Source organism: Ferrimonas pelagia (assembly GCF_039543565.1).
Taxonomy (GTDB): Bacteria; Pseudomonadota; Gammaproteobacteria; order Enterobacterales; family Shewanellaceae; genus Ferrimonas; species Ferrimonas pelagia.
In genome coordinates, this window is sequence record NZ_BAABJZ010000093.1 from 1 (window position 1) to 22,426 (window position 22,426).

19 protein-coding genes are annotated in these 22,426 nt (G+C 51.7%); 10 read left to right on the plus strand and 9 right to left on the minus strand.

Annotated features, from left to right (window positions below; all coding sequences use genetic code 11):
* Positions 1 to 439 precede the first annotated feature (439 nt).
* The 3 genes from ABEA08_RS15095 to ABEA08_RS15105 all read left to right on the plus strand — a co-directional run bounded on the left by ABEA08_RS15095 (position 440) and on the right by ABEA08_RS15105 (position 7,964).
* Positions 440 to 4,297, plus strand: coding sequence for an ATP-binding protein (locus ABEA08_RS15095; RefSeq protein WP_345336187.1), 3,858 nt, complete (start codon positions 440 to 442; stop codon positions 4,295 to 4,297).
* A 140-nt stretch (positions 4,298 to 4,437) separates the two neighbouring features.
* Complete coding sequence (locus ABEA08_RS15100) at positions 4,438 to 6,282, plus strand: hypothetical protein (protein WP_345336188.1); 1,845 nt, start codon at positions 4,438 to 4,440, stop codon at positions 6,280 to 6,282.
* A complete protein-coding gene (locus ABEA08_RS15105) occupies positions 6,282 to 7,964 on the plus strand; it encodes a HEAT repeat domain-containing protein (RefSeq protein ID WP_345336189.1) in 1,683 nt (560 codons plus the stop codon). The genes ABEA08_RS15100 and ABEA08_RS15105 overlap by 1 nt, the downstream gene beginning before the upstream one ends.
* 600 nt (positions 7,965 to 8,564) lie before the next feature.
* On the opposite strand, the gene ABEA08_RS15110 is transcribed toward ABEA08_RS15105, so the two are convergent.
* On the minus strand, positions 8,565 to 9,329 hold the full coding sequence (locus ABEA08_RS15110) for a hypothetical protein (RefSeq protein WP_345336190.1): 765 nt from the start codon (positions 9,327 to 9,329) through the stop codon (positions 8,565 to 8,567).
* A 346-nt stretch (positions 9,330 to 9,675) separates the two neighbouring features.
* Here ABEA08_RS15110 and ABEA08_RS15115 point away from each other — a divergent pair, with 346 nt between their 5' ends.
* Positions 9,676 to 10,713, plus strand: coding sequence for a plasmid recombination protein (locus ABEA08_RS15115; protein ID WP_345336191.1), 1,038 nt, complete (start codon positions 9,676 to 9,678; stop codon positions 10,711 to 10,713).
* Positions 10,714 to 10,860: 147 nt separating this feature from the next.
* Here the strand turns inward: ABEA08_RS15115 and ABEA08_RS15120 are convergent, their stop codons facing one another.
* From ABEA08_RS15120 to ABEA08_RS15130, 4 genes are all read right to left on the minus strand, one after another.
* Entirely contained in the window at positions 10,861 to 12,153 is a 1,293-nt protein-coding gene (locus ABEA08_RS15120) for a hypothetical protein (RefSeq protein ID WP_345336192.1), read from the minus strand.
* Positions 12,150 to 12,365, minus strand: a complete 216-nt coding sequence (locus ABEA08_RS22055; protein ID WP_425557370.1) for a helix-turn-helix transcriptional regulator — start codon at positions 12,363 to 12,365, stop codon at positions 12,150 to 12,152. The genes ABEA08_RS15120 and ABEA08_RS22055 overlap by 4 nt, the downstream gene beginning before the upstream one ends.
* A gap of 248 nt (positions 12,366 to 12,613) precedes the next feature.
* The gene (locus ABEA08_RS15125) at positions 12,614 to 13,843 is read right to left on the minus strand and encodes a tyrosine-type recombinase/integrase (RefSeq protein ID WP_345336193.1); all 1,230 of its coding nucleotides are present in this window, start codon (positions 13,841 to 13,843) and stop codon (positions 12,614 to 12,616) included.
* Positions 13,844 to 14,030: 187 nt separating this feature from the next.
* A complete protein-coding gene (locus tag ABEA08_RS15130; RefSeq protein ID WP_345336194.1) occupies positions 14,031 to 14,891 on the minus strand; it encodes a YicC/YloC family endoribonuclease in 861 nt (286 codons plus the stop codon).
* Between the two features lie 135 nt (positions 14,892 to 15,026).
* On the opposite strand from ABEA08_RS15130, the gene rph reads away from it, so the two are divergent.
* Together rph and pyrE are read left to right on the plus strand one after the other, a co-directional pair.
* Entirely contained in the window at positions 15,027 to 15,746 is a 720-nt protein-coding gene (gene rph, locus ABEA08_RS15135; protein ID WP_345336255.1) for a ribonuclease PH, read from the plus strand.
* Between the two features lie 59 nt (positions 15,747 to 15,805).
* The gene (gene pyrE, locus ABEA08_RS15140; RefSeq protein ID WP_345336195.1) at positions 15,806 to 16,450 is read left to right on the plus strand and encodes an orotate phosphoribosyltransferase; all 645 of its coding nucleotides are present in this window, start codon (positions 15,806 to 15,808) and stop codon (positions 16,448 to 16,450) included.
* Between the two features lie 75 nt (positions 16,451 to 16,525).
* Here the strand turns inward: pyrE and ABEA08_RS15145 are convergent, their stop codons facing one another.
* The 4 genes from ABEA08_RS15145 to coaBC form a co-directional block, all read right to left on the minus strand.
* A complete protein-coding gene (locus ABEA08_RS15145; protein WP_345336196.1) occupies positions 16,526 to 17,443 on the minus strand; it encodes an alpha/beta fold hydrolase in 918 nt (305 codons plus the stop codon).
* Positions 17,444 to 17,934: 491 nt separating this feature from the next.
* The gene (gene slmA / locus ABEA08_RS15150) at positions 17,935 to 18,528 is read right to left on the minus strand and encodes a nucleoid occlusion factor SlmA (protein ID WP_345336197.1); all 594 of its coding nucleotides are present in this window, start codon (positions 18,526 to 18,528) and stop codon (positions 17,935 to 17,937) included.
* A gap of 14 nt (positions 18,529 to 18,542) precedes the next feature.
* Positions 18,543 to 19,001, minus strand: a complete 459-nt coding sequence (gene dut, locus ABEA08_RS15155) for a dUTP diphosphatase (protein ID WP_345336198.1) — start codon at positions 18,999 to 19,001, stop codon at positions 18,543 to 18,545.
* Positions 18,985 to 20,193: a bifunctional phosphopantothenoylcysteine decarboxylase/phosphopantothenate--cysteine ligase CoaBC gene (gene coaBC, locus ABEA08_RS15160; RefSeq protein WP_345336199.1), complete on the minus strand. Its 1,209-nt coding sequence runs from the start codon at positions 20,191 to 20,193 to the stop codon at positions 18,985 to 18,987. Before coaBC ends, dut begins: the two co-directional genes overlap by 17 nt.
* 83 nt (positions 20,194 to 20,276) lie before the next feature.
* Between coaBC and radC the strand changes: the two genes are divergently transcribed.
* The 4 genes from radC (at position 20,277) to ABEA08_RS15180 (ending at position 22,424) form a co-directional block, all read left to right on the plus strand.
* A complete protein-coding gene (gene radC / locus ABEA08_RS15165; protein WP_345336200.1) occupies positions 20,277 to 20,951 on the plus strand; it encodes a RadC family protein in 675 nt (224 codons plus the stop codon).
* A 130-nt stretch (positions 20,952 to 21,081) separates the two neighbouring features.
* On the plus strand, positions 21,082 to 21,318 hold the full coding sequence (rpmB, locus tag ABEA08_RS15170; protein WP_345336201.1) for a 50S ribosomal protein L28: 237 nt from the start codon (positions 21,082 to 21,084) through the stop codon (positions 21,316 to 21,318).
* 11 nt (positions 21,319 to 21,329) lie between these two features.
* The gene (gene rpmG / locus ABEA08_RS15175) at positions 21,330 to 21,500 is read left to right on the plus strand and encodes a 50S ribosomal protein L33 (RefSeq protein ID WP_028116431.1); all 171 of its coding nucleotides are present in this window, start codon (positions 21,330 to 21,332) and stop codon (positions 21,498 to 21,500) included.
* Positions 21,501 to 21,950: 450 nt separating this feature from the next.
* Positions 21,951 to 22,424 carry a hypothetical protein gene (locus ABEA08_RS15180; protein ID WP_345336202.1) on the plus strand — a complete coding sequence of 158 codons (474 nt, stop codon included), beginning with the start codon at positions 21,951 to 21,953 and terminating at the stop codon, positions 22,422 to 22,424.
* The last annotated feature ends 2 nt before the right edge of the window (positions 22,425 to 22,426 follow it).

Consider the following 22,426-nt stretch of genomic DNA (forward strand, 5'->3'; position numbering starts at 1 on the left):
CTTGTTTGTTTTCATGCCATCAGATTGACGGTATTGCGAGATCGTTCAAGCCTAAATTGAGCAAAATTTGTCGATCATCAATCGATCGCTGATCTCGCTGTCAACAGCGCGCGGGTGAACGGTTACCGAGAACCTAGACAAAATTCCCTGCAAACGACGCGTTAATGAACCCAACAGGCCGCTCATTGAGCGGCCTGCTGGGTTTGGTCGATCTGGACGGCTCTTGCTCGCTGGCATCTTGCGCTGTGGTTGAGCCGAGGACATTGCACTGGCCGGAAAAGGGGCCTGAGTGGACGGTTGTTGCTTTACTGATCCTGCCGTGGTGTCTTTACCCGCAGGGAAATTGACGCAGTGAGCTCATGGGAAAACAAGGATGAAGGGGTGGTCCGTCGCAAAATGGTCTGGCTACCTGCTCTGTTGGGTATGGGCATGGGAGGTTGTGGCGACGTCCGTTATGCCGACGGAGATCGGGGTGCCCATCAGTCAGCAATTTGGCATTGAGACGCATCAGGCGGGAAGTCAGATCTGGTGGGCGGATCAGCTGGACGACGGTCTGATGGTGTTTGCGACAGCGAATGGGATGGCCAGCTTTGATGGTACACGCTGGCAACTGGCCACAACCGACAATAACACCCGGATCCGCAGTCTGGCGCCGTGGCATGATGGTCGGATCTACGCGGGTGCGATCGGCGAGCTCGGTTATTTTGAGCGGCAACCGGAAGGGCACTTTGCCTTCACCCCATTGGCGACCCAAGCGCTGGTGGCCGATCCGGGTGAGGTCTGGTCGGTGGCGGTGGATGAGCATTTAGTTGTGTTTAGCTGCCAGAATGCGGTCTTGGTCTGGAACGGTGAGCAACTCAGTGCGTTGCCCCAGCTGGCGTCGGATGGATTTCGTTTTTTGCCTTTTCAGGGACAGCTTTACCTCAAGCCGCGAACACAGGGGCAGATCTACCGCCTGACGGGTGAGCGGCAAGCTCAGCTTGAAGCGATGCCATGGCAGATCGAGGCCGCGGCCGATATTAAGGCTTTATTGCCCGGCGCCGACGGCGAGCCGGTAGCGATCACCTATCAGCATGGGATCTGGCAACTGCGCGGCGACCGGTTTGAGCCGCTGTTTTCTCCGGAGCAACTCCCGGCGGGGGGCCTATACGGCGGGGCCGTTGATCAGGCCGGTTATGCCTACATCAACTCCTCAACCGATGGCGTCCTAATGTTTTCACCCCAGTGGCAACTGCTGCGCCATTATCGACAACAGGACGGCTTGTACAGCGGGCCTATCTACCATGTGTTTGTTGATCGTCAGGATCAGCTCTGGGTGAGCGGACTGCCGGGGATCGCCTCCTTTACGCCCCCGCACAAGTTCAGCCAATACCTGAGTGATACCGGCACTCGGGATCTGGAGTCGTTGCAATGGATCGGCGATCGGCTGTGGTTTTATGGCACCGGCTTGTATCGATTGGAGCCGGGAGCGGAGCCCTGGCTGGCCCCGCAGTTTGTCCGTCAGGGCACCTTTGATCATGTGGTGTGGGATCTGCAGCCCATGGGGGATCTCATCTTGGTTGCGGCCGACGATGGGGTTTATGCGCTCTCCCAAGAGGGGGGCGAGCCTGAACGGATTGTCGATCCCGGGACGGTGGTGGATCTGGTGGTGTGGCCGGATCAGCGGCGAGCATTTGCGGCGTCGGATGAAGGGATCTATCTGCTGGAGCGCCAGGGCGATGGCTGGCATTCTGCCGCGATCAGTGGGCTGGAGGGCGTCTTTGAGTACGTCGAAGTGCAAACGACGGGCGTAGAGCAGCCTGTGCTCTGGGCCAGCTCGGCCCAGCAACAGCTCTATCGACTGGAAGGGATCCAGGCTGATGGTCACAGTCGACGATTGCAGCGCTTTGATGCCGAGACGGCCCCTCTGGGGCACGATCACGTCGTGCCCTATCAGGGACGAGAGCATTTTTGGTTCGGTACCCAACATGGCTTATTGCGCCATGATGAACGGGCGGATGTGCCCTTTTTCCAGTCTGATGACTTGCCTGAGGCGCTGCGGCAGGCAGATCAGGGGATCTTTTTGCTCGAGCAGTCGGAGCCGGAGCAGTTGTGGTTTCAGGCCGGGGCGGACACTGGCTTACTGCACACGGCGTCCGGCCTCAGTGGTCAAACCCTGACCCAGTCGTTTCGGCCCTACAATCAAGCGGGGGTGCGGGGCCTGGCGGCGCGAGGTGAGGCGATGTGGCTGGGAACCTCTTCGGCTCAGGTGATCCGGATCCCGTCATCGGTCTCATTGCCCGCCCCGGCGGTCTTGGCGATCCGGCAGGTGACCGATCTCGAGCAGCAGATACCGTTAGCTCAGAGTCAGTCGATGGGCGCGACGGTTGAGTATGGCCGCGATAGCCGTTCGCTGCGTATCGGCTATGGCCTGCGAGGCGATCATGCCCTGCCTCGGCCGGTGCAATACCGCACCCGAATGCAGGGGGCATTGCAGCAGCACTGGAGTCCGTGGAGTACGGACTCCAGCAAGGATTTTATCGATCTGCGCGGTGGGCAATATCGGTTTGAACTGGAAGCGCGGGATCCTTGGGGCCGCGTGCTGCGCAGCGACTATTCCTTTGCCGTGGCCTACCCGTGGTATTGGAGCCCATTGGCCTGGCTCGGTTATGCCGTGCTGTTGTTTCTCGCCTTAGGGAGCAGCGCCTGGTGGGGCCAGCGCTGGCGGACGCGTCGGTTGCAGCTGCAAAATCGCAAGTTGTCTTTGCTGATCGCGCGGCGGACGCGTCAATTGCGGCGACAAACCGAACGCTTGCAGCAACAGCAAGAGCTGAAAGACCGATTCTTTGCCAACGTCTCCCACGAGTTTCGGACCCCGCTGACGTTGATTATCGGCTCATTGGGTGATCTGGTGGGTCGATTCACCCGGGGCATGAGCCCGCAAGCCCGGCAGCGGGCCAATACGGCCTTAACGAACGCCAATCGCATGCTGGCTCTGGTGGGGCAGGTGTTGGACATGGATCGGTTGGAGTTGGGGGCGATGCAGCTGCGGATCATCGAGCACGATATTGCGGCATTGATGCGACGTCAGGCGCAACGTTTTGAGGATTGGGCCGGGCAACAAGGACAAAGCTTGGTGCTGGAGGGGGCGGTTGACCCTCTGTTGGTTTATTGCGATCAGGATCAGTTGGAAAAATGTATAGCGAACCTGCTGTCCAACGCCATCAAATACAGTGGCGCGGGCACGCAGATCACCCTGTCGTTGTGCCGTGCTGATGGCCAAGTCGGCATACAGGTGCGCGATGACGGGATAGGTTTGAGCGACGCGGAGCAAGCGCAGATCTTCGATCGTTTTTATCAGGCGCCGGCGGCCACCGGTCTGGGTGGCAGCGGCATTGGACTGGCTTTGGTGAAAGAGGTCATGGCGCTGCATCATGGTCAGATCAGCCTGAGTTCCCAATTGGATCAGGGCTGCTGCTTTACCTTGTGGCTGCAGTTGGGTCACGCGCACTTTGACGACCATCAATTGCTCGAGCCGCGCGGGCAATCGACGGCGCGGCAATCGACCGACACCGACTCCGCCCGGGTTCTGCTGGTCGATGATAATGCGGAGCTGAGGGCTTTTTTGTGTCAAAGCCTGGAGGGGGCCTATCAGCTGTTTGAGGCGCACGATGGCGAGCAAGGATTGCAGATGGCGCGTCAATACCTGCCGGATGTGATCGTCAGCGATGTGACTATGCCGGGGCTGTCTGGGATCGAGATGACAGAGCAGCTCAAGGCGGCGCCGGACACCGCGGCGATCCCCGTGCTGTTGCTGTCGGCCAACACCACCAAGCGCCATGTTGTCGCCGGGTTCGATGCCGGCGCCAGCGATTATTTGACCAAACCGTTTGATACCGCGGAATTGATAGTGCGGATCAACGAGCTGTTGCGGCAGCAACAAGCGCTCTGCCGAGATATTGAACTGAAACCGTCTGGCCGACAGCAGGTATTGGCACAATTCGAGCTGGTGATCCAAGCGTTGATCTTGGCCCGAATTGACGATCCTAAGCTCACCGTAGCCGAACTCGCGACGTCGATGGACATGAGTGCGGAGACCTTGCGTCGCCGATGCCGGCAGGAGCTGAATATGAGCCCTAACCAATTGATGGTCAATCTACGCATCGCTCAGGCGAAACGCCTGTTACAACATGGCCAGCACAGCGTCAGTGAGATAGCCGACGCGGTGGGCTTCGACAGTCTGGCTTATTTCTCCCGCACCTTTAAAAAGCAAACCGGAGTCAGTCCTTCCGAGTTCGTACGATCTATCCCCGCATGACACCAAAACCCCGTTGTGATGGGTTTTGTACAAGTCTCTGACCGTTTTGTGCAAGCCATTATTCAACACATTTTCATATTGTTGATTGTGGTTGCTGTGGTTTTTCTTACTGCAGTTGAGGTGATTTTAGGAGGCGTCATATGGTCAGGAAAACACTGCTTGTTGGTTGGGTTGCGTTCGCTCTCGTTGCTTGTAACAACAGCTCTGATGAGGAAAATTCTGCACAGGAACTAGTTGCAAAGAATGTAAGCGTGACTGCAATTTCCACGGATTGGATTGATACACCCAGCATGGGCCGAACTGCAGAGGTTGAGTACGCTGTCTTACTTGAGGGTTTTGGTGATGAGTCTGTTGATGCGGATGTGGATTTTTACTTAGGAGGCTTATCGGATGAGGCGAAGGTTTACCACGTCGGCCACGAAACTCTGACAGCTCTTTCTGCCGGTTCTTCCCAGCAGATTTTCTCTATGAAGATACCGAGGGAGGTACGGCTGGGAGACTATGAGTTAGTTTCACATATTCGGCCACATGAGCGGCATGAGGAGTCGATAGACAGTGATAATTACCCGAACCCAGAGGTCACTGACCACCAAGATAATGGGTATGCCCATGCACTGATCCGGATTGAACAGAGCTTGCCGGTCGCATTGGAGATCGTGAAAGGGGCGACTGCTGCGCCAGCGCTGATCTGGGATGTTCCGAATACATCTATCGCCAATAGAGAGTTTGACTCTGACATTATTGGTTATATTGAAACGATCCATGATGGTGATCTGCAAGGCGATATGGAAATACTCGGGGCGGCATTTATCGACGGTGCATGGCAGCCGATGATGTTTTGGGATTATGAGTCGGAAGATTATCAAGGGTATCAGGGTATTTCATCATTCCACTCCGGCATTCAGCATGTTCCGTTTGATGTGAAGCTTTCAGATGAACAGCTGGCTAAGCTCTATGATGATTACGTTTACGGTGGTGAGAAGTTTGTGAGGCTTAAGTTTTCAATTTCAGATGAAAATGGTGACTTGATAAGTAATGAGTACGAGTTTGATCTTCCCTATTACTTCTTTGGTGATCAGGATGGCATTCAAATGAGCAATTTGAATACTCCTTTGCTTGCGAGCACCTCGACATCTAACAGTCAGGGTGAAGCATCATTAATGGCGGATGATGATAGTTTTCACTTCATGGGAGTAGATAGCAGAAATTATTATGGGGATGGTTCGAAGGCAAGTCTTGATGTGTATTGGAAAGCGGGTATGTTTTCTGATTCAAGAGGAGACGCAAGAGTTGCTGGATTCAATACCCTCTCAGCCGTAGGGGCGACAATATTTGGTCATTCTGAGTCTCTGTTTCAGTTGTCAGCAACTGCAGTGCCAAATCAGTCATCGGCCTCGTTGTCTGTACTTGGTAGTAAGGTTGTGGAGGAAAGTATCAATGTACCGAGTTATCAGCTAGCAAAAACATGGGAAGAGTACCGGCAGTTAGCCAGTGTCCATTTTCTGATTGGGCCTATCCCAGTGAACGTAGATGCTGGGGTGCAGGGCCAAGTTGGTACGTCACTTACTTTTTCACCCTGGGGTAATGGCGTTGGTGTTGAAGCAAACCTGATGAATCTGAACTTGAGCATACTTACGAGTGCAGGGTTTGATGTCGTCGTGGTTGGTGGTGGTGTTGTGGCTGAGCTGCGTGTGATTGATAACGCTTTTTCTGGTAGCGGCGGGGTTGCGATTGTGCCACATGGGAGTGAAGCCGTCGCAGAGTGGCATTTATATTCAGACATTAGTGTTGATCTGCTTTCGGGTCGATGGGGAACCTATGTGAAATATCCGACGGTTGTTCGGTGCTCATGGGGGTTCTTTGATGGTTGGTGCCCAAGTACGACCACCTCGGATCATTGGTTCTATAATACCCCCAGTATATTTAAGAAGAATTGGAATGCGTTCTCAGCCGCCGGCGGTGTTGCGATGGGGGATTGGGAATAATGAAATGGCTTGACAGAGTTTTGATATTATTGATTGCATTTTGCTCAAATGGTGCGAGTGCTAATTGCCAAGCGCAATATGATTTGTCTTTAGATACTAAAATGACTCTTGGAGAGGGAGAAATCAATACGCAGGTTGTTAACCTCTCTGGAGTTATCACATTAAAACATTTGTTTGATGATGAGTCTGGTGTCTGGTGGGCGATAAAGGGAGATGAGATGTCTATGGCTGGTGTGGAAGGGCATTTATTCTCAAGGGCGCATGAAGTACCTTTCGCTTTCCATTTGCATAATGAAGCCGGTTTGGACTCTTTCTCATTTCCTAAGGGGCTGTCAGAGGTCGATAAAGCGAAATTAAAGGGATTGGCCTACTTTTTTCAAACAAGCTATGAAGTGGCAACGAATGTGGTTGAACGAGATGCTTTTGGTGTCTATCGCGCGAGTTACATTGATGGCGGTGACGGTAAACTGCTCAAACAAAAAGGGCACTATGAGCAGCGTACGGATGGAACAGAGGGGCGGATCCAGTCATTATCAGTCCGTTATTTTTCTCATGAGATCGATCCGCGGGCGTGCATGTTTGCTCAGCTAAAAGGTCGGGAGACCGTGCTGTTTAAGCTATTTGATGGCTCTGAGTCGATGGAAACTGAACAGATGGTTGAGTTGACGCAGCGAAACGATGTGCGACCGAGTGATTTGGACATTTTGGCGTGGCCGGTGGAGGATTGGCCTGTCGCCATAGCAGATGATATCGCACAATTTGATGATAGGGGGCAGCTTAGCAGTGAGTTACTGGGCTTGATCACTTCTCCACAGTTAGAAAATATGTCAGTGACCGATCTAGTGGTCCATTTGGAGCAGCTTGACCTGGTGCTTGAAGAGATCCCCGCTTTGCTGACATCTCATGAGATATCAAATAAGGCAGAAATGCGCTTACTTGTCTCATTAGGGGTTGTGGACAGTGAAAATGTTCAGCGTGCTCTGACCCAGATCCTGACCGACGAAGACCGTGCCGACCTTTTAAGATTTAGGGCCGTTCGGGCTCTAACGGTTGGCGATGGTCCACTCAGCTCATCGGTTGAGGAGGTATTGATTGAGCTGATTTCAGAGGGGGTGGCAACGGACGATATGGCACTGGCATCGAGTTTCATTTTAGGGGTTGGAACGATGATTGAGAGGCGGGGAGCTCACCATGATATTGAGCCCTTGTTATCGGCCTTGTTGAGTGGGCTAACAAACGCCTCTCAGCCTACGGATCAGATCAGTATGCTGAATGCGCTCTCTAATGCTCGATTTGATGGAGAAATTGCGATGCTTGAAGAATACCTTAGTAGTGAAGTTGAAGCGGTTCAGATCGCGGCGATCGGTACGTTGGCACAGGCTGATCGAGAGGACGCTCGTGGGCAACTGTTTGAAAAGGCGCTAAGACAACACGATGAGCCTATCACTGTGCAGGTGGCAGCTTTGAACGCATTGGTGGGTAAATCGTTAAGCGACAAGGACGTTGAACAAGTTGTGGCTTTGGTGAATAGCCCGGCTGATAACCGGGTTAGGTTGGCTTCATTGGAGGCTATTACGGCGCAGATCGACGAGATGCCACACTTGCAAGAGACATTGAGAAGCATGTTGGAGAAAGAGTCGTGTCGGGAGTGTTTCGAAGCCATTGTGAAAGCGCTTCATTAGCATTCGGTTGCTGCAGTGAGCTCGGACGCAGGCTTGAGGTTCACGTTTCAGGTTCAGGGTTAAAGTGTTTGAAACGTATTCCCTTGAGGGTTCCAAGGGTCTAAGGGGTCAGGACTCCAAGTGTCAGAGTTATCGAAATTCGTTAATGACGGTGAGCCTATCGGAGCTCTGCCTACACCAAAAGATCGCCACAGCAGTACGGATTAAGTCCTAGCATTCTAGGATTTTTAGTTGGTCAGTTGGGGGCGACTCTAAAAGTCCACAAGGGTAGGATTAATTACGCTAAAGCCCAAAAACAACGGTGCCCCACTCGCTCAGCGTGCGGGGCACCGTGTTATCGACAAATAGGCTTACTCAATGTTCTGAATTTGATTAAGCAAAGTGCAATAAACTTCTTTTAAATCAATTAATTGAAGTCTGGCACGTGAGGCTGCTCAAAAAAATTGTACATATCTGTCACCCACGGTGTCATGTGCGCACTCTTTATACAGTTAAATTAAGTCAACAGTAAATAAAACTGTGTGTAAGCAATTAGAACTCGAAAGGATGCCCATCAAGTATATTTTAACGGCATCATATTAATTCTATCTAATCATCTGCTCAGTTGTTTTTAAACTGATTGCTGAGATTGGAAACAAATTTAGAGAATTTTGAACGATTCTCTTCGTCTCGGTTGTCGGATAGTAACCTCATAATGCCTACACAGATAGCAGTCCAACCAGCGATACCTAAAGCTACGCCATCAAAGCTAGATTGCTTAAATAGGTCGGAATAAATTGAAATAATAAACACCACAACTTGAGCCATATCTTCTCCAGTATGAACAACAATATCATTGAATAATTGTTGATAAGAAGTATTCTCAAGAAGCTTACACTGTATAAATGCTAAAATAGGGCCGCCGAGCAACCACAAGAGCGCGGTTCCTTTTATTGGATACTTTCTTTCTTCAAAAGGAACAAATTGACTGGCAAGTGAATCAGAGTCCACCATTTGAGTATAGGAACCAGTTTGACTGTTTTTTACTGATATGACTTTCCAAATTTCATGGTTTTCGTTATTTGGTTTTCCCTCTACAAGAAGAAGTGTCAGCTTATTTCCTTGTCTTACTGAAAAGCTACTGTCTAAGCTAATGGGAAGTTCTTTACCATATAGATTAATCCAAACTTCAGTATAGTTGACAGTTGTTGAGCTAACGTGGACTGCTGTTTGGCCCCACTTCCCATCACCTTGATAGTAAGAATCACCACCAGAGCTACGAATTTTATTCTCTGAGTGATGCCTTACCTCTAATGCTTCACAATCAACAGAAATAAATTTGAGATCGTGTGTTTTGTCATTATATCTAGAAAGTAAATTAGTCATATTATATCAAGAGCTATGAAGTGATAATGATATATGATCGCTGAGACACCATATGAGATCAAGTTGTACGCGAGAGAATTTGAATCCCATTCACTTTGGTGAAAAAGTATACTTTGATAGATAGGTGCCACCACTTTTTGTAACAGCAAAGGTTCCGTGTTGTTGTCATTATGTTTGATCGGCCGTGGCCGCCCACACACTGGTACAGTGTTTTAGTGGGCTAAAGCGCTGCTCTGTCGATCAGTGCTTAATAAAGCGCTGTCGCGCATATTTTGAAAGCAGAAGGACAAGTTGGTTTACACCTTTCAGTTATTGCCTGAGTTAAGATAAAAGAAAAGGCAATATTGTGGCTGCTTATATATCAGTTAATGCAAAATATTACAAAGACAGTAATAAGAATTTGTTTGGGCACACTGAAAGAACCCATGCTAAAATTCAAAATGCTAAAAGTGAACTCTTAAGTAACAACTTCTACTCTTATGGGGCACCTATCCCTGATTTATATGAGCAAACTAAGTTAGAGGTTGAGCGAGTAAAAGGGAAGAAACTCCAGAAGAACTCGAATACAATTGTCGACTTTGTTATTTCTTTTGATCGAGAACTTTGTAATTCGATCATCAAAAAAGAAGGAAGGATGTATTTCGAAAGGGAGTTTAAGGTACGCCTTAATAAGCTGCAATCTAAGGTAAAAGAAAAGTTTGGATTAACTCCGATTGGATTTGTGTTTCATGCCGATGAAGGTCATGAGGACAAGGATGGTCTATGGAAGGAGAATTACCATGCTCATGTCTCTTTCTTCAATTATGATTTCGATACTAGGACTGCTCCCCTCCGCATAATGGCTAAGAAAGGGCAGGATTCACCATGGGCACGAGTTCAAGATCTTGCCGCATTAGAGTTCCTAGACTTAGGGTTCAAACGAGGAGTGTCGAAAGAAAAAACCAGAAAGGAACATCTAGAGAAAGAGCAATACATAAAGCGTAAGCATGATGAAATGATAGAAACAAATGATCAGCTACAAAGAGATATAGCGGCTTCTAGAGAGTACATTAAGCACGAAGAAGAAAAACACCTAGAAGAAATGAGGAGAGTAACCGAAGCGGCCAAAAGCGTATACAAGTCAACACCTGCCATATTATCTATATCGAAAGTTCTGTCTGTTCTCTGCGAGAATGTGGCAACACGGAAAGTCTTAGAGTTTGCGATACGAAGGTTAAACGAAGACGAGCAGGACAGAGCCAAGTTTATGGTTGATGTTTGTTTATCTACACAGAATAAGAGTAATGTTTTTGGAAGTGGCCTTAGAGCTAAAGCCTTGGCAAGCCGCATCGTTAAGATAGCTAAAGATGAGCAGCCCAACATGAAGTTGGAGTTAAATGGTTAGCACTTGGACAAACGGTACATTCGATACAAACCCCATTAGGTAGGGACGTAAGGCTAAACATACGGAAGGCCAAACAAACAGTTTGGCCTCGAGCTGTATCATGGCCTCCACCCTATGGGGATGGGATTGGAGCGTTTGTCCACTTTGTCACAGGGGGAGCAATTGCACACGACAGCTATTGTTTTTTCCCCTAATAATATTCACCTTGTTTTTATGCTGAAGATAATCAAGAGCAGCTCTACGTTGTTTTGCTGGAATTCTTCTCTTGAACTTCTGGTTAAGCTCAGATGCATTGACGAAGTCTACACCAAGTTGCTTTTTTTCCAACAGGAAACTATAAATACTATCTGAATCATCTATAGCTCGTTGAGATTTAACTCTAGATGCTTCTAATCCCCAAAGGTAGTCAATACTTTCAAACCAGTAATCTATCCATGCATGTGCAGACCTTAGGTGTCTTTCCTTGATCGTCAATGAACAGTCGAAAATTGCAAATAGCATAGAGAAGGTAATTAGTTTGTGGGGAGCCCTGCTTAGTAATGACTTTCTGGTTTCATCACCATCCACATCATGGATCTCTGGGATAATTTGATCATAGTAGTCTTCAAAACAACGAGATACCACCATTTGAGTTGGGGCAGAATAAATGCCACACCACGAAATGATATCAGAGAGCTCTTGGGTGATGACTTCTAGCTCTCCCACGGAAACTGGGCGAGGCCTGTATACAGTTTGGTTTCTCATGCCATAGCAAAATATATGGCGGTTTATATACCCATTGCTTTCGTCTACTTTTGAAGTTTTGTCGTGTAAGCCCTTTGGTGTCACATGGGCGAGGAGTACAACGTGAGCACCTGTGGAGGTAAGTTTATTGGATATACTCATATTTCCAACAGTCTTTCCATCATGCACGATTCGTAGAGTACCAGAAAGTGTATTACCATCAGATTTGCCAACAGTCATTACTTTTTCATACTCTTCCTCAACGATAAGTACTCGCTTATCTGAACGTTCATTTCCGTCTTCATCGATATCCGATATTTCTTTTAGTAGACCTTGACCAGATACAAGCCCATCCATCTGTTTTGCTGGTTCAATATTTGCGAGCTTACTTGCCGCCATCCAAAGGTCATTTGCAAATGTTTCCGAGACTCCTTTCCCCTCACCTGTCGGTGCTACCAATATTTGCCAGTGTGCATTGAGCTTTGTCTTGTGCTGTCCAAATTGCACAAAGAACGATTCGAATTGTGCCGCCGCACGAGCCAATATTGAAGCTATCAAGAATTCAGGTATTAACTGGTTACTGCGCCCAAAAGCATCAATAATAAACTGGAATAGTCCGTCTATACCTTCCTTTCGAAGTTTCGGAACTTTTACAACGTAATCATCCTCAGTGAGTACATTGTTGGATGTCGTTTTGGTGCCATTTGAATTTGTCATGATTGTACCCTCTTGTGGAATTTCCACCAATTAATAATATCGACTTTATTCCAATAGAGTGCCCGTTCACCTAAAACAGTCCCCTTTGGAAAGTGATTTGATTTTCTCCAGCGCAGGAGAGTGCTGCGGCTAATACAAAGAAGTTTGCATACTTCATTTGTAGAGATTAATTCAAAGTCTTTCATAAGCTTTCCCGTGCTGAAGATGTGCATATGAAACCACAGACAGATATTTATTCCAGTCTGGTTATATTGTGTTATGTATAGAATTGCTCGTAGCGCTTTAGTGGCGCGGCTTAGGGCTATACGTCATTTCGTATAGCCCTGAGCCAGAAGTCATTTTTCTTTTAATACATAACGGCATCAGACTGGAATGAGGCGGTAATTTATTAAGCGGGAGTGAATTCGTGCCGCGCATTGAAGTGCTGACCGCGAAGCGGCCTGCGCTGAGATGGGTGGAATTACATTTTTGCTGAAGTCAGTAATAGATCCGTCAAGGACTCCTGCGCAGATCTTCGTTCTTCAATGTAATCGTGTTTATCATATGTCTCGATTATTCTACCTTGAGAGTGATTCAATACACGTTCTGCTACATGTGGTGGGACGTTTATAGATGCAAGCAGGGTACGACATGACCTTCTCAAGTCGTGAATAGTGAAGTGCTCAATGTCTTCTTTCGCCATGACATTTATTTCAGGTCTAAATCCTTTGCTACATTGTTTACCAAATAGCTTTGCTAATGCATGGTTTAGTGTGCTCGAAGATATGTGACCATATTTACCAGACCTGCGGCTTGGGAATAGATACTCACTATCATAGGACTTAACCTTTAATTCATTGAGCATAGGCCTAACTTGGTTAGGTATTGCAACTCTAAAAGCTTTTTTGCTCTTGTTTCGTGTTGCTGGCAAAGACCAGATGCCCAACTCTAGGTCAAATTCTTCCCACTTGGCCTCAATCAACTCCCTTTTGCGCACTCCTAATGTTAGTAGCAGACAAAAAGCGATGTAGTTATCTCGCGTAAACCTATCTTTGTTTGTTCTCAAAACCCTGAACACTTTCTCGAGTTCAGTAACTCCAAGTGCTCGTGTTCTGCTTTCTTCTTTACCTCCGGCATGCATTTCCCGTAGGCACGATGCCGGATTCCGTTCACATAGACCCATGATCATCGCATGGTCAAAGATTTGTCTGGCGATGGACAGCGCATCATTACTGATCGTCGGTCTACCACTTTGTGTGATTTTCTGGAGCACCTTGAGGAGTTCATGGGGTGTTATGTCATTTGGGTTTCTATCGCCCAGTGCTGGTTTTAGTTCCTTTTTGTATATCCGAGTGGGAATCGAGGGTGTTTGGATGTGTTGAGCCTTGATAGCTATCCATTCATCAAAGACAGAGTCGAGCGTTTCGAATGCCCTGATGGCGGTGTATGGATTAGTTAGAGCGGGGTCTTTCCCTTGTCTTACGTCAATTCGTGCCTTAGCAGCTCTGTCATGTGCTTCATCTAACCCTATACAGTCAGCACGCTTGCCATATCGCCCGATTGTTATCTCTCTTCTTTTACCGTTTAACGTGTATCGGAAGATCCAAAAGCCTGAGCCCTCTGCTGACACACGGAAGTACACAGAGCGGCCTACAGCGTGTCGGCCAATGACGCGGTTGGAGAGTAGTTTCTTAAGTTGAGAGTCTTTCATTGAACCAAAAAAAAACGGTGACAGGATTGCGTCGCACGATAGAGCTTAAGGCTCATATCTGCCACCTACCTGTCACCGTTCAGGTGACTCACTATGACTCAATCTGGTTCACTGTGAATCACTATTGATTCACGTCAAGCTTATGAAAATAAAGGATAAACCCTTAAAATTCAGAACTTGTGATGGTTTACTCGATGTTCTGAATTTGCTCGCGCATCTGCTCAATTAGCACTTTCAGCTCCACCGCTGCGGCGGTGATGTCGGCGCTGATGGACTTGGAGGCCAGGGTGTTCGCTTCGCGGTTGAACTCCTGCATCATAAAGTCGAGGCGACGGCCGACGGCGCCGCCTTTTTTCAGCACTTTGCGGGTCTCGGCCACGTGGGCGTCGAGGCGATCGAGCTCTTCGGCCACGTCCAGCTTCTGCGCCTGCAGGATCATCTCTTGCTCGATGCGCTGGGGATCCAGATCGTCCATCACTTCGGCTAGGCGGTCGGTCAGCTTCTGACGCTGCCAAGCCATGACTTCCGGCATGCGCGCGCGGACAAAGGCGGCTTGCTCGGTGATGGCGTCCAGACGCTGCTGGATCAGGGCTTCCATCGCCTGGCCTTCGGAGGCGCGGGCGGCAATGAAGTCGTCGGTCACGGTGTCGAACAGGCTCAGCAGATCTTTGCTGACGCCGTCCATGTCCTGCTCACCGGATTCCATCACGCCAGGCCATTTGAGTAGATCTACCAATTGGATCTGGCCAATGCCGGCCATGGTGTGCAGCTTGTTGGCCTGATCCACCAGCTGTTGTGCCAAGGATTCGTTCATCTGCAGGGTGTCGGTCTTCTGGGCCAGCTCAAACCGCAGGTTCACTTCCACTTTGCCTCGGGCCAAACGCTTGCGCAGGCGCTCGCGTAGCACCGGCTCTAAGCCGCGAAACTGCTCGGGCAGACGCAGGTAGGTCTCCAGGTAGCGTTGGTTAACGGAGCGGATCTCCCAGGACGCGGTGCCCCAGTCGGCTTTAATTTCACCGCGGCCATAGGCGGTCATGGAGTGGGTCATGATGGTGACTCAGTTAGAAAAAATCCCGCTCAGTATAGCGAGTCCCCTTTGTCGTTAACACCGTCACTCTCGGTGGGATTGATGCGGATCAACCGCTATAATGGCGCCCACTTCCCCAACTTCAGGTTCAACAGCATGCGTTCGAACGGCAGAACTGCGGCCCAGCCGCGTCCAGTGACCATCACCCGTAATTTCACCGCTCACGCAGAGGGCTCGGTATTGATCGCCTTTGGTGATACCAAGGTGATCTGTACCGCCAGCGTGGAAGAGGGCGTGCCACGCTTCCTGCGTGGCAAGGGACAGGGGTGGATCACCGCCGAGTACGGCATGTTGCCGCGGGCGACGCATAGCCGGAATAATCGCGAAGCGGCGCGCGGTAAGCAGAGCGGTCGCACCTCAGAGATCCAGCGTTTGATCGGCCGTAGCCTGCGCGCAGCGGTGGATCTGAAAGCCTTGGGCGAGCACACCATCACCATCGATTGTGATGTGATCCAGGCGGATGGTGGCACCCGTACCGCGGCCATTACCGGTGCGTGTGTGGCGCTGATGGATGCCATCGATTACCTCAAGGTGACTGGCAAGCTGAAGATCAGCCCGCTGAAGCAGCCGATCGCCGCCGTCTCCGTTGGTATCGTTAAAGGTCAGCCGGTGTGTGACTTGGATTACTCCGAGGATTCCACCGCCGACACCGATATGAACGTGGTGATGGGCGAGGATGGCCGCATCATCGAGGTGCAGGGCACGGCTGAGTGTGAGCCTTTCTCCTTTGAGGAGATGAACGCCATGATGGCACTGGCCAAAGACGGCATTGCCGATCTGATCGCGGCGCAGAAAGCGGCCTACAATCAACAATAATGACAAAATTGAGAAGCGGCGTTGCCGCTTCTTTTTTATCTAAGAAACAGGAAAAGACAGTGAAAGCCTACCAGAAAGACTTTATTGAGTTTGCCCTCGACCGTAACGTACTGCGCTTTGGCGAGTTCACGCTAAAATCCGGTCGCACCAGCCCGTACTTCTTTAACGCGGGCTTGTTTAACCGGGGCAGTGACTTGGCGAAGCTGGGACGTTTTTACGCGGCGGCACTGATGGACGCAGGCATCGATTTCGATCTGCTGTTTGGCCCGGCGTATAAGGGCATTCCTATTGCCACCACCACGGCTGTGGCGCTGGCGGATCACCACGATCGCGACTTGCCTTATTGCTTTAATCGCAAAGAGAAGAAGGCGCACGGCGAAGGCGGTACCTTGGTGGGTGCGGAGCTGACCGGCAAGGTGATGTTGGTGGATGACGTGATCACCGCGGGCACTGCGATCCGTGAGTCGATGGAGATCATCAAGGACAACAACGCCGAGCTGGCCGGTGTGCTGATCGCGCTGGATCGTCAGGAGAAGGGTAAGGGCGAGCTGTCCGCCATTCAGGAAGTGGAGCGTGACTTTGGCTGCTCCGTGGTGTCCATCGTGGCGCTGGGCGACTTGATCGCGTATCTGGAGCAGCAACCGGGCCGTGAAGCCGAGCTGGCTTCGGTGCGCGCTTACCGTGAGCAGTACGGGATCGCGTAACTCATCCGGTATAGCGTGTCCGGAGATGGACAAAAAGAGGGCGCCTTCATGGCGCCCTCTTTCGTACTTGGTGGCTTAGTTAGCGCTGATCCAGTCATGGATCATCGTGTTGATCAGCGCCGGGGATGACTCTGTAAACCAATGTCCACCAGGGACGGCTTCGATCTGGCCTTTGTTCAGATCGATGACTTGCTGTTGCCACTGTTCGCCATGGAACCAGATCTGTTTGTCTTCGCCATAGATAAACAGCAGCTCGGTGCCAAAGTCCTCAACGGCGACAGCGGTTGGGAGGGTTTTAGTGAAAATGGCGTTCCACAGGTGCCAGTAGGGATAGGTCATGCGTGGATCGGTCCGCAGATCATGCACGCTTTTGTTTGGATCGACGTTTTTTTCCAGCTCAAGGATATGCTCTGCGGTGTAGAGGGTAAGCTTGTGGCCGAGTGTCTCTGGCAGCGTCCATGCAATGCCCAAAGCAAAGGTGTATTTGGCGTTGATCGCCGGTGTTGGCTCGCTGCCATAACTGCCGATGTCGAGCAGGATCAATTGATCGACCAGATCATTTTGCGCCAGATAGTGGGAAGCATACATAGCCCCCCAGTCATGCGCGATCACCGTAACATGCTCGGCATTCAGGCTTGCGATAAAGGCGTCGGAGATCATTCTGATCTGTTGGATGCTGTAATGAGGGCGTTCGCCGGTATCCTTCTGCTCAAACCCGGGGAGGGTGAAGCGGGCGACGGTGTAATGCTCCTTGAGGAATTCGACTTGAGGTTCCCACATCTCCAGGCTGTCCGGGTAGCCGTGGATCATCACCAGGGTCTTATCACCGTTTCCTTCGATCTTGACCTCTAGGTTTTCAACAATGGAGGGTAACGCCTGTTGAAACTGTTCGTCAGGGATGGGACCGTTCAGGGCAAAGGTGCCTGCCACATAGAGCAGCGGAGAGAGCAGAAGAGCTGCCACTGCGAGGCTGATCAACGCGATCTTTTTCATGTATTTCCTTATCAACGGGCAAAGGGGAGACGAAAATTCTCCCTCGATATTAGAGCTTTTGCACTACTCTTTGTTTGATCATTCTTTGGAAATGCAGATATTTGATCCGACTGGTCGGTTAATGTTTGAACCCGGTACAGCCGCTGTGCTTTTGTGTTGAGCGAAACTGCAGGCCAATTCAATTCTGCTGGTTGTTTGCACAGCGGGTTCATTCCATAACGATGCTGAACGGGCTGGTGGCGTCAGTCGTTAAGCGCGTTGTGAGGCGCAAGTGAGGAGCCCAAGAGCGGCAATCGGTGGAGGTTTCGGTCTTCCGGCTTGTCGTTGGGGCGAGCCGTATGCCCATGTCGGAGCTGTACGCATATAGCGAAGCGGTAGGGTATTGGCAAAGGGGCCAGTTCATGATGCCAAGTCGCGGGACCAGCTGGACTTGGCTGAAAATCGCATAAAAAACCCGGCGCTTGGCCGGGCTCTTCTCGAGTGGGGAGCGGTCAGCTCTGCAGCAGCTGCTTACGGATAAAGGCCCACTGCTCGGAGAAGTCGGCGGTGGGGAGCTGCTTGAAGTCGCTGCGCACAAATTGGGCGATGCGCCCTTCGGTCCAAGCCATCAGCAGGTTGGCCAGCATGCCTTCCTCTAGATAGAAGCCCTGGCCTTCGCGGATGCTCTTTTCCCGCAGAACCTGTTTGATCTGGGTTTCGATCTTGCCAAACAGCAGGTTGATCCGCTCGCGCAGCCGCTCCTGCTCGCCGATCAAGGCATCGCCGGTCAACAGTCGGGTGATCCCCGGGTTGCGCTCGGCGAAGGTCAACAGCAGCTGCAGGATAAACTGGCAGCGGTTCATGGTGTCCTTCTCTTCCATCATCACCAGATTGATGCGCGACAGCAGGGAGTCTTCAATGAATTCGATCAGCCCTTCAAACATGCGGGCTTTAGATGGGAAGTGGCGATAGAGCGCCGCTTCGGAGACCCCCACTTCCTGCGCCAGCGCTTTGGTGGTGATCCGCTGGCCGGGGCAGGTTTCCAGCATGCTGGCCAGGCACTCAAGGATGTGCTGACGCCGATTCTTTTTGTTATTGGCTGCCATTTCGGGCTCCTGAATTACTGGGTACCTGAGTGGCCAAAGCCACCTTCGCCGCGATCTGAGGCGTCAAACTCTTCCACCAGCTTAAATGCCGCCTGCACAACTGGGACGAACATCAACTGGGCGATGCGTTCACCCGGCGCCATGGTGAAGGCTTCATTGCCACGGTTCCAGCAGGAGACAAATAGCTGGCCCTGATAATCGGAGTCGATCAACCCGACCAGATTGCCCAGCACAATGCCTTTTTTGTGGCCTAGGCCGGAGCGGGGCAGGATGGTGGCGGCCAGGCCGGGATCGCCGATGTGGATCGCCAGACCTGTGGGGATCAGCTCGGTTTGGCCCGGTGCTAGTGTCAGCGGGGCGTCGAGCATGGCGCGCAGATCCATGCCGGCAGAGCCCGGAGTGGCGTAATCGGGTAGGGGCCATTCGCTCCCTAGGCGGGAGTCGAGGATCTTCAGTTCAATCGGTGTTTTCATCGGTAGGCAATCGCTTGGCTATGGTCAGTAACAGTTGACGGGCCTGATCGGCTTTGTCGCTATGGCCCAGGCTATGATGTCCGTCGTGCCAATACAGGGTGAGGGCGTTGCCGTCCGCATTAAACCCCTGCCCCGGTTGGGAGACATCATTGGCGGCGATCAGATCCAGCTTTTTGCGGGCCAGTTTATCGCGGGCGTATTGTTCCACATTGTGGGTTTCGGCAGCAAATCCAACGGTGTACGGACGTTGTGCCTGTTGCGCGACGGTGGCGAGGATATCGGGATTGCGCACCAGCTCGATGGTCATCGCATCCTGAGATTTTTTGATCTTGCCTGCGGCCACGTTGGCAGCGCGATAATCGGCCACTGCAGCGCAGCCGATAAAGATGTCCTGGCCCGGCAGTGCTGCCAGAACCGCATCCATCATCTGCTCAGCCGACTCGACGTCAATGCGCTGAATGCCTGAGGGGGTGGCGAGATTAACTGGGCCGCTGACTAGGGTGACCTCGGCGCCCAGCGCCTGCGCTTGCTGAGCGATGGCAAACCCCATCTTGCCCGAGCTGTGGTTGGAGATGTAGCGCACCGGATCCAGCGCTTCGCGGGTCGGTCCGGCGGTCAGCAATAGCTTCTTGCCAGCCAGCGGCTGTGCCTCTGGGCGTTGAGCCTGGGCCCATTGAGCGGCGATGGTCTCAGGCTCCGGCATGCGGCCGGGGCCGATGTCACCGCAGGCCTGATCGCCGGCATCGGGATCGATCACTTGCACGCCGCGCTCGGCCAGCAGCGCCAGATTGGCCTGAGTGGCGGGATGTTGGTACATCACCTTGTTCATGGCTGGGTAGAGCATGACAGGCGCTTCGGTGGCCAGTACGGCGGTGGTGAGCAGGTCGTCTGCCATACCAGCCGCCATGCGGGCGATCACATTGGCACTGGCCGGGGCGATGATCACGGTATCGGCCCAGCGCGCCAGATCGATGTGACCCATGGCGGATTCGGTCGCGGGATCGAGTACATCGCGTACCACAGGATGACCTGAGACCGCCTGCAGCGACATTTCGGTGACGAATGCCTTGGCGCCTTGGGTCAGCACCACGCGAACGTCTGCGCCCTGCTCACGCAGTCGGCGCACCAGGTTTGGTGTTTTGTAAGCGGCAATGCCCCCGCTCACACCAAGAAGAATGTTGGCTTTACTCATGCTCTTGCCTATATCAGCGTACTGCGGCCTAAGATAACACAGGGCCGAATGGAGTCGGCAGTCTTGAACCAAGGAAGGTGATCATGACCATAAGCCAATGGCCTGCTCAGGAGCGGCCGCGTGAACGCTTGATCGAGCAGGGCGCCACCGCCCTGAGTGACGCCGAATTATTGGCTATTTTCCTGCGCACCGGGGTTGCCGGAACCAGCGCAGTGGCTTTGGCTCGGCAGCTTTTGCACCATTTTGGAAGCTTGACGGCACTTTTGACTGCGGACAAGCAGGAATTTTGTTCGATCCATGGCCTTGGCGAGGCCAAATACGTACAATTACAGGCTACATTGGAATTGGCGCGCCGATACCTGGCTTGCGAAGTGGAAAGGAGTTCGGCATTGAGCTCTCCACAAGCGGTTCGGGATTATCTGCGCAGTCATTTGCACGGTCTGGGCGAAGAGCATTTTGTGCTGCTGTTGTTAGACAGTCAGCACCGGGTGATCAAACTTGAACGGCTCTCCCGAGGCACGATCGACGCCGCGTCGGTGTACCCACGTGAAGTGGTGAAGACGACATTGGCAGCCAATGCTGCGGCGGTGATCCTGGCGCACAATCACCCCTCAGGGGTGGCTGAGCCAAGCCAGGCAGACCGCCACATTACCGGTCGGATCCAACAGGCATTAGCTCTGGTGGATGTTCCGGTCCTCGATCATTTAGTGGTGGGTAGCGGTCAAAGTTGCTCATTTGCTGAACGGGGCTGGTTATAGGTAGGGCGCATTCTCAGACTCTTGGCTTGATCTTTGCCAAGGGATCTTGTATAAAATGCGCCCTTCGTGTGTCCTCGGGCGACGGCCATACGAGGCACAATGATGCTCGAGCTAAGAATTGGAGACTGAAATGTCTAAAGTATGTCAAGTTACCGGCAAGCGTCCGGTAACCGGGAACAACGTTTCCCACGCAAAAAACCACACTAAGCGTCGTTTTCTGCCAAACCTGCACACCCATCGTTTTTGGGTTGAAGGCGAAAAGCGTTTCGTCAAGCTGCGCGTTTCCGCTAAAGGTATGCGTATCATCGATAAAAAAGGCATCGAAGTCGTTCTGAACGAACTGCGTGCCCGTGGCGAAAAGGTTTAAGGAGTTAAACGATGGCTAAGAAAGGTATTCGTGAGAAGATCCGCTTGGTGTCCTCTGCTGGCACTGGTCACTTCTACACTACTGACAAGAACAAGCGTGAAATGCCTGAGAAGTTTGAGATCAAGAAATTTGATCCAACCATCCGCAAGCACGTGCTGTACAAAGAAGCCAAGATCAAGTAATTGCTCTTTGCCTCTTGAAGAAACCCAGTCCTCGGACTGGGTTTTTTTGTGTCTGGATAAACCGTTCGGACACAAAAAACATGGCCGCTGGTATCAGGGCCCACATGCGCAATGCCCGAGAGGCTGACATCCGTCAGCGCAGTGCGGCAAGCTCAAACTCATGCCGTCGTGTATTGTCTGTTGCAGGATCCCAGTCCTCGTACGGGTCTGTTGTGTGCTGTGACGTCGCTGGATCGGGATGAAAGCGCCGTGCCGGGCGTGAGAGGGGGGCAGCGCTGGCACGATGGTGCCGCTAAGTCGCCGACACGCAAGCTGTATCGAGTTTAGGGGGGGATGGTCCTGGCACCCTCGGGCTAGGCGCCAAGATGCACCGAGCCAGTCGGTTGGGCATGAATAAGCTGGGCGCTTATGGCATGGTGGAGCCTGGCAGCGAGAGGGAGCGTGAGCGGCATGGCGAAACGGCCAACAAATTATAATAACCTGCTGATCGTATTGGTTGCCGGCGTTGGGATCTTACTGCTGAGCCTCAGTCGTTTGGTCGATTCGCAAGACAACAGCGTGACGCTATTGCCTGCAGAGGCCAACCTAGCGGCGCTGGTATTCTCCGGGGTGGTATTGCATCAACAGCAGGGCGAATGGCAGGCGACGCCATCACAGCCCCATTCAGAGCTGCAGCGTTTGGTCATGGCGTGGCAGCAAGCCCGCTTGGTGCCGGTAGTAACGCCACTTGAGCGATTGGAGGTACCGATCCAGGTCGATCTCTATTTGACGGCGTCTGGCGAGCCACAAACCGTGCTGTTGTATCCAGAGGGGCAGATGATCAAGTTATTGGCGCAGCCGCAATGGTGGCGTTTGGTCAATCTGGATATGAACACCCTGCTGCCCACGGCGTCGCCCGCCCGAAACGAGTCTGATGGAGTGTAACC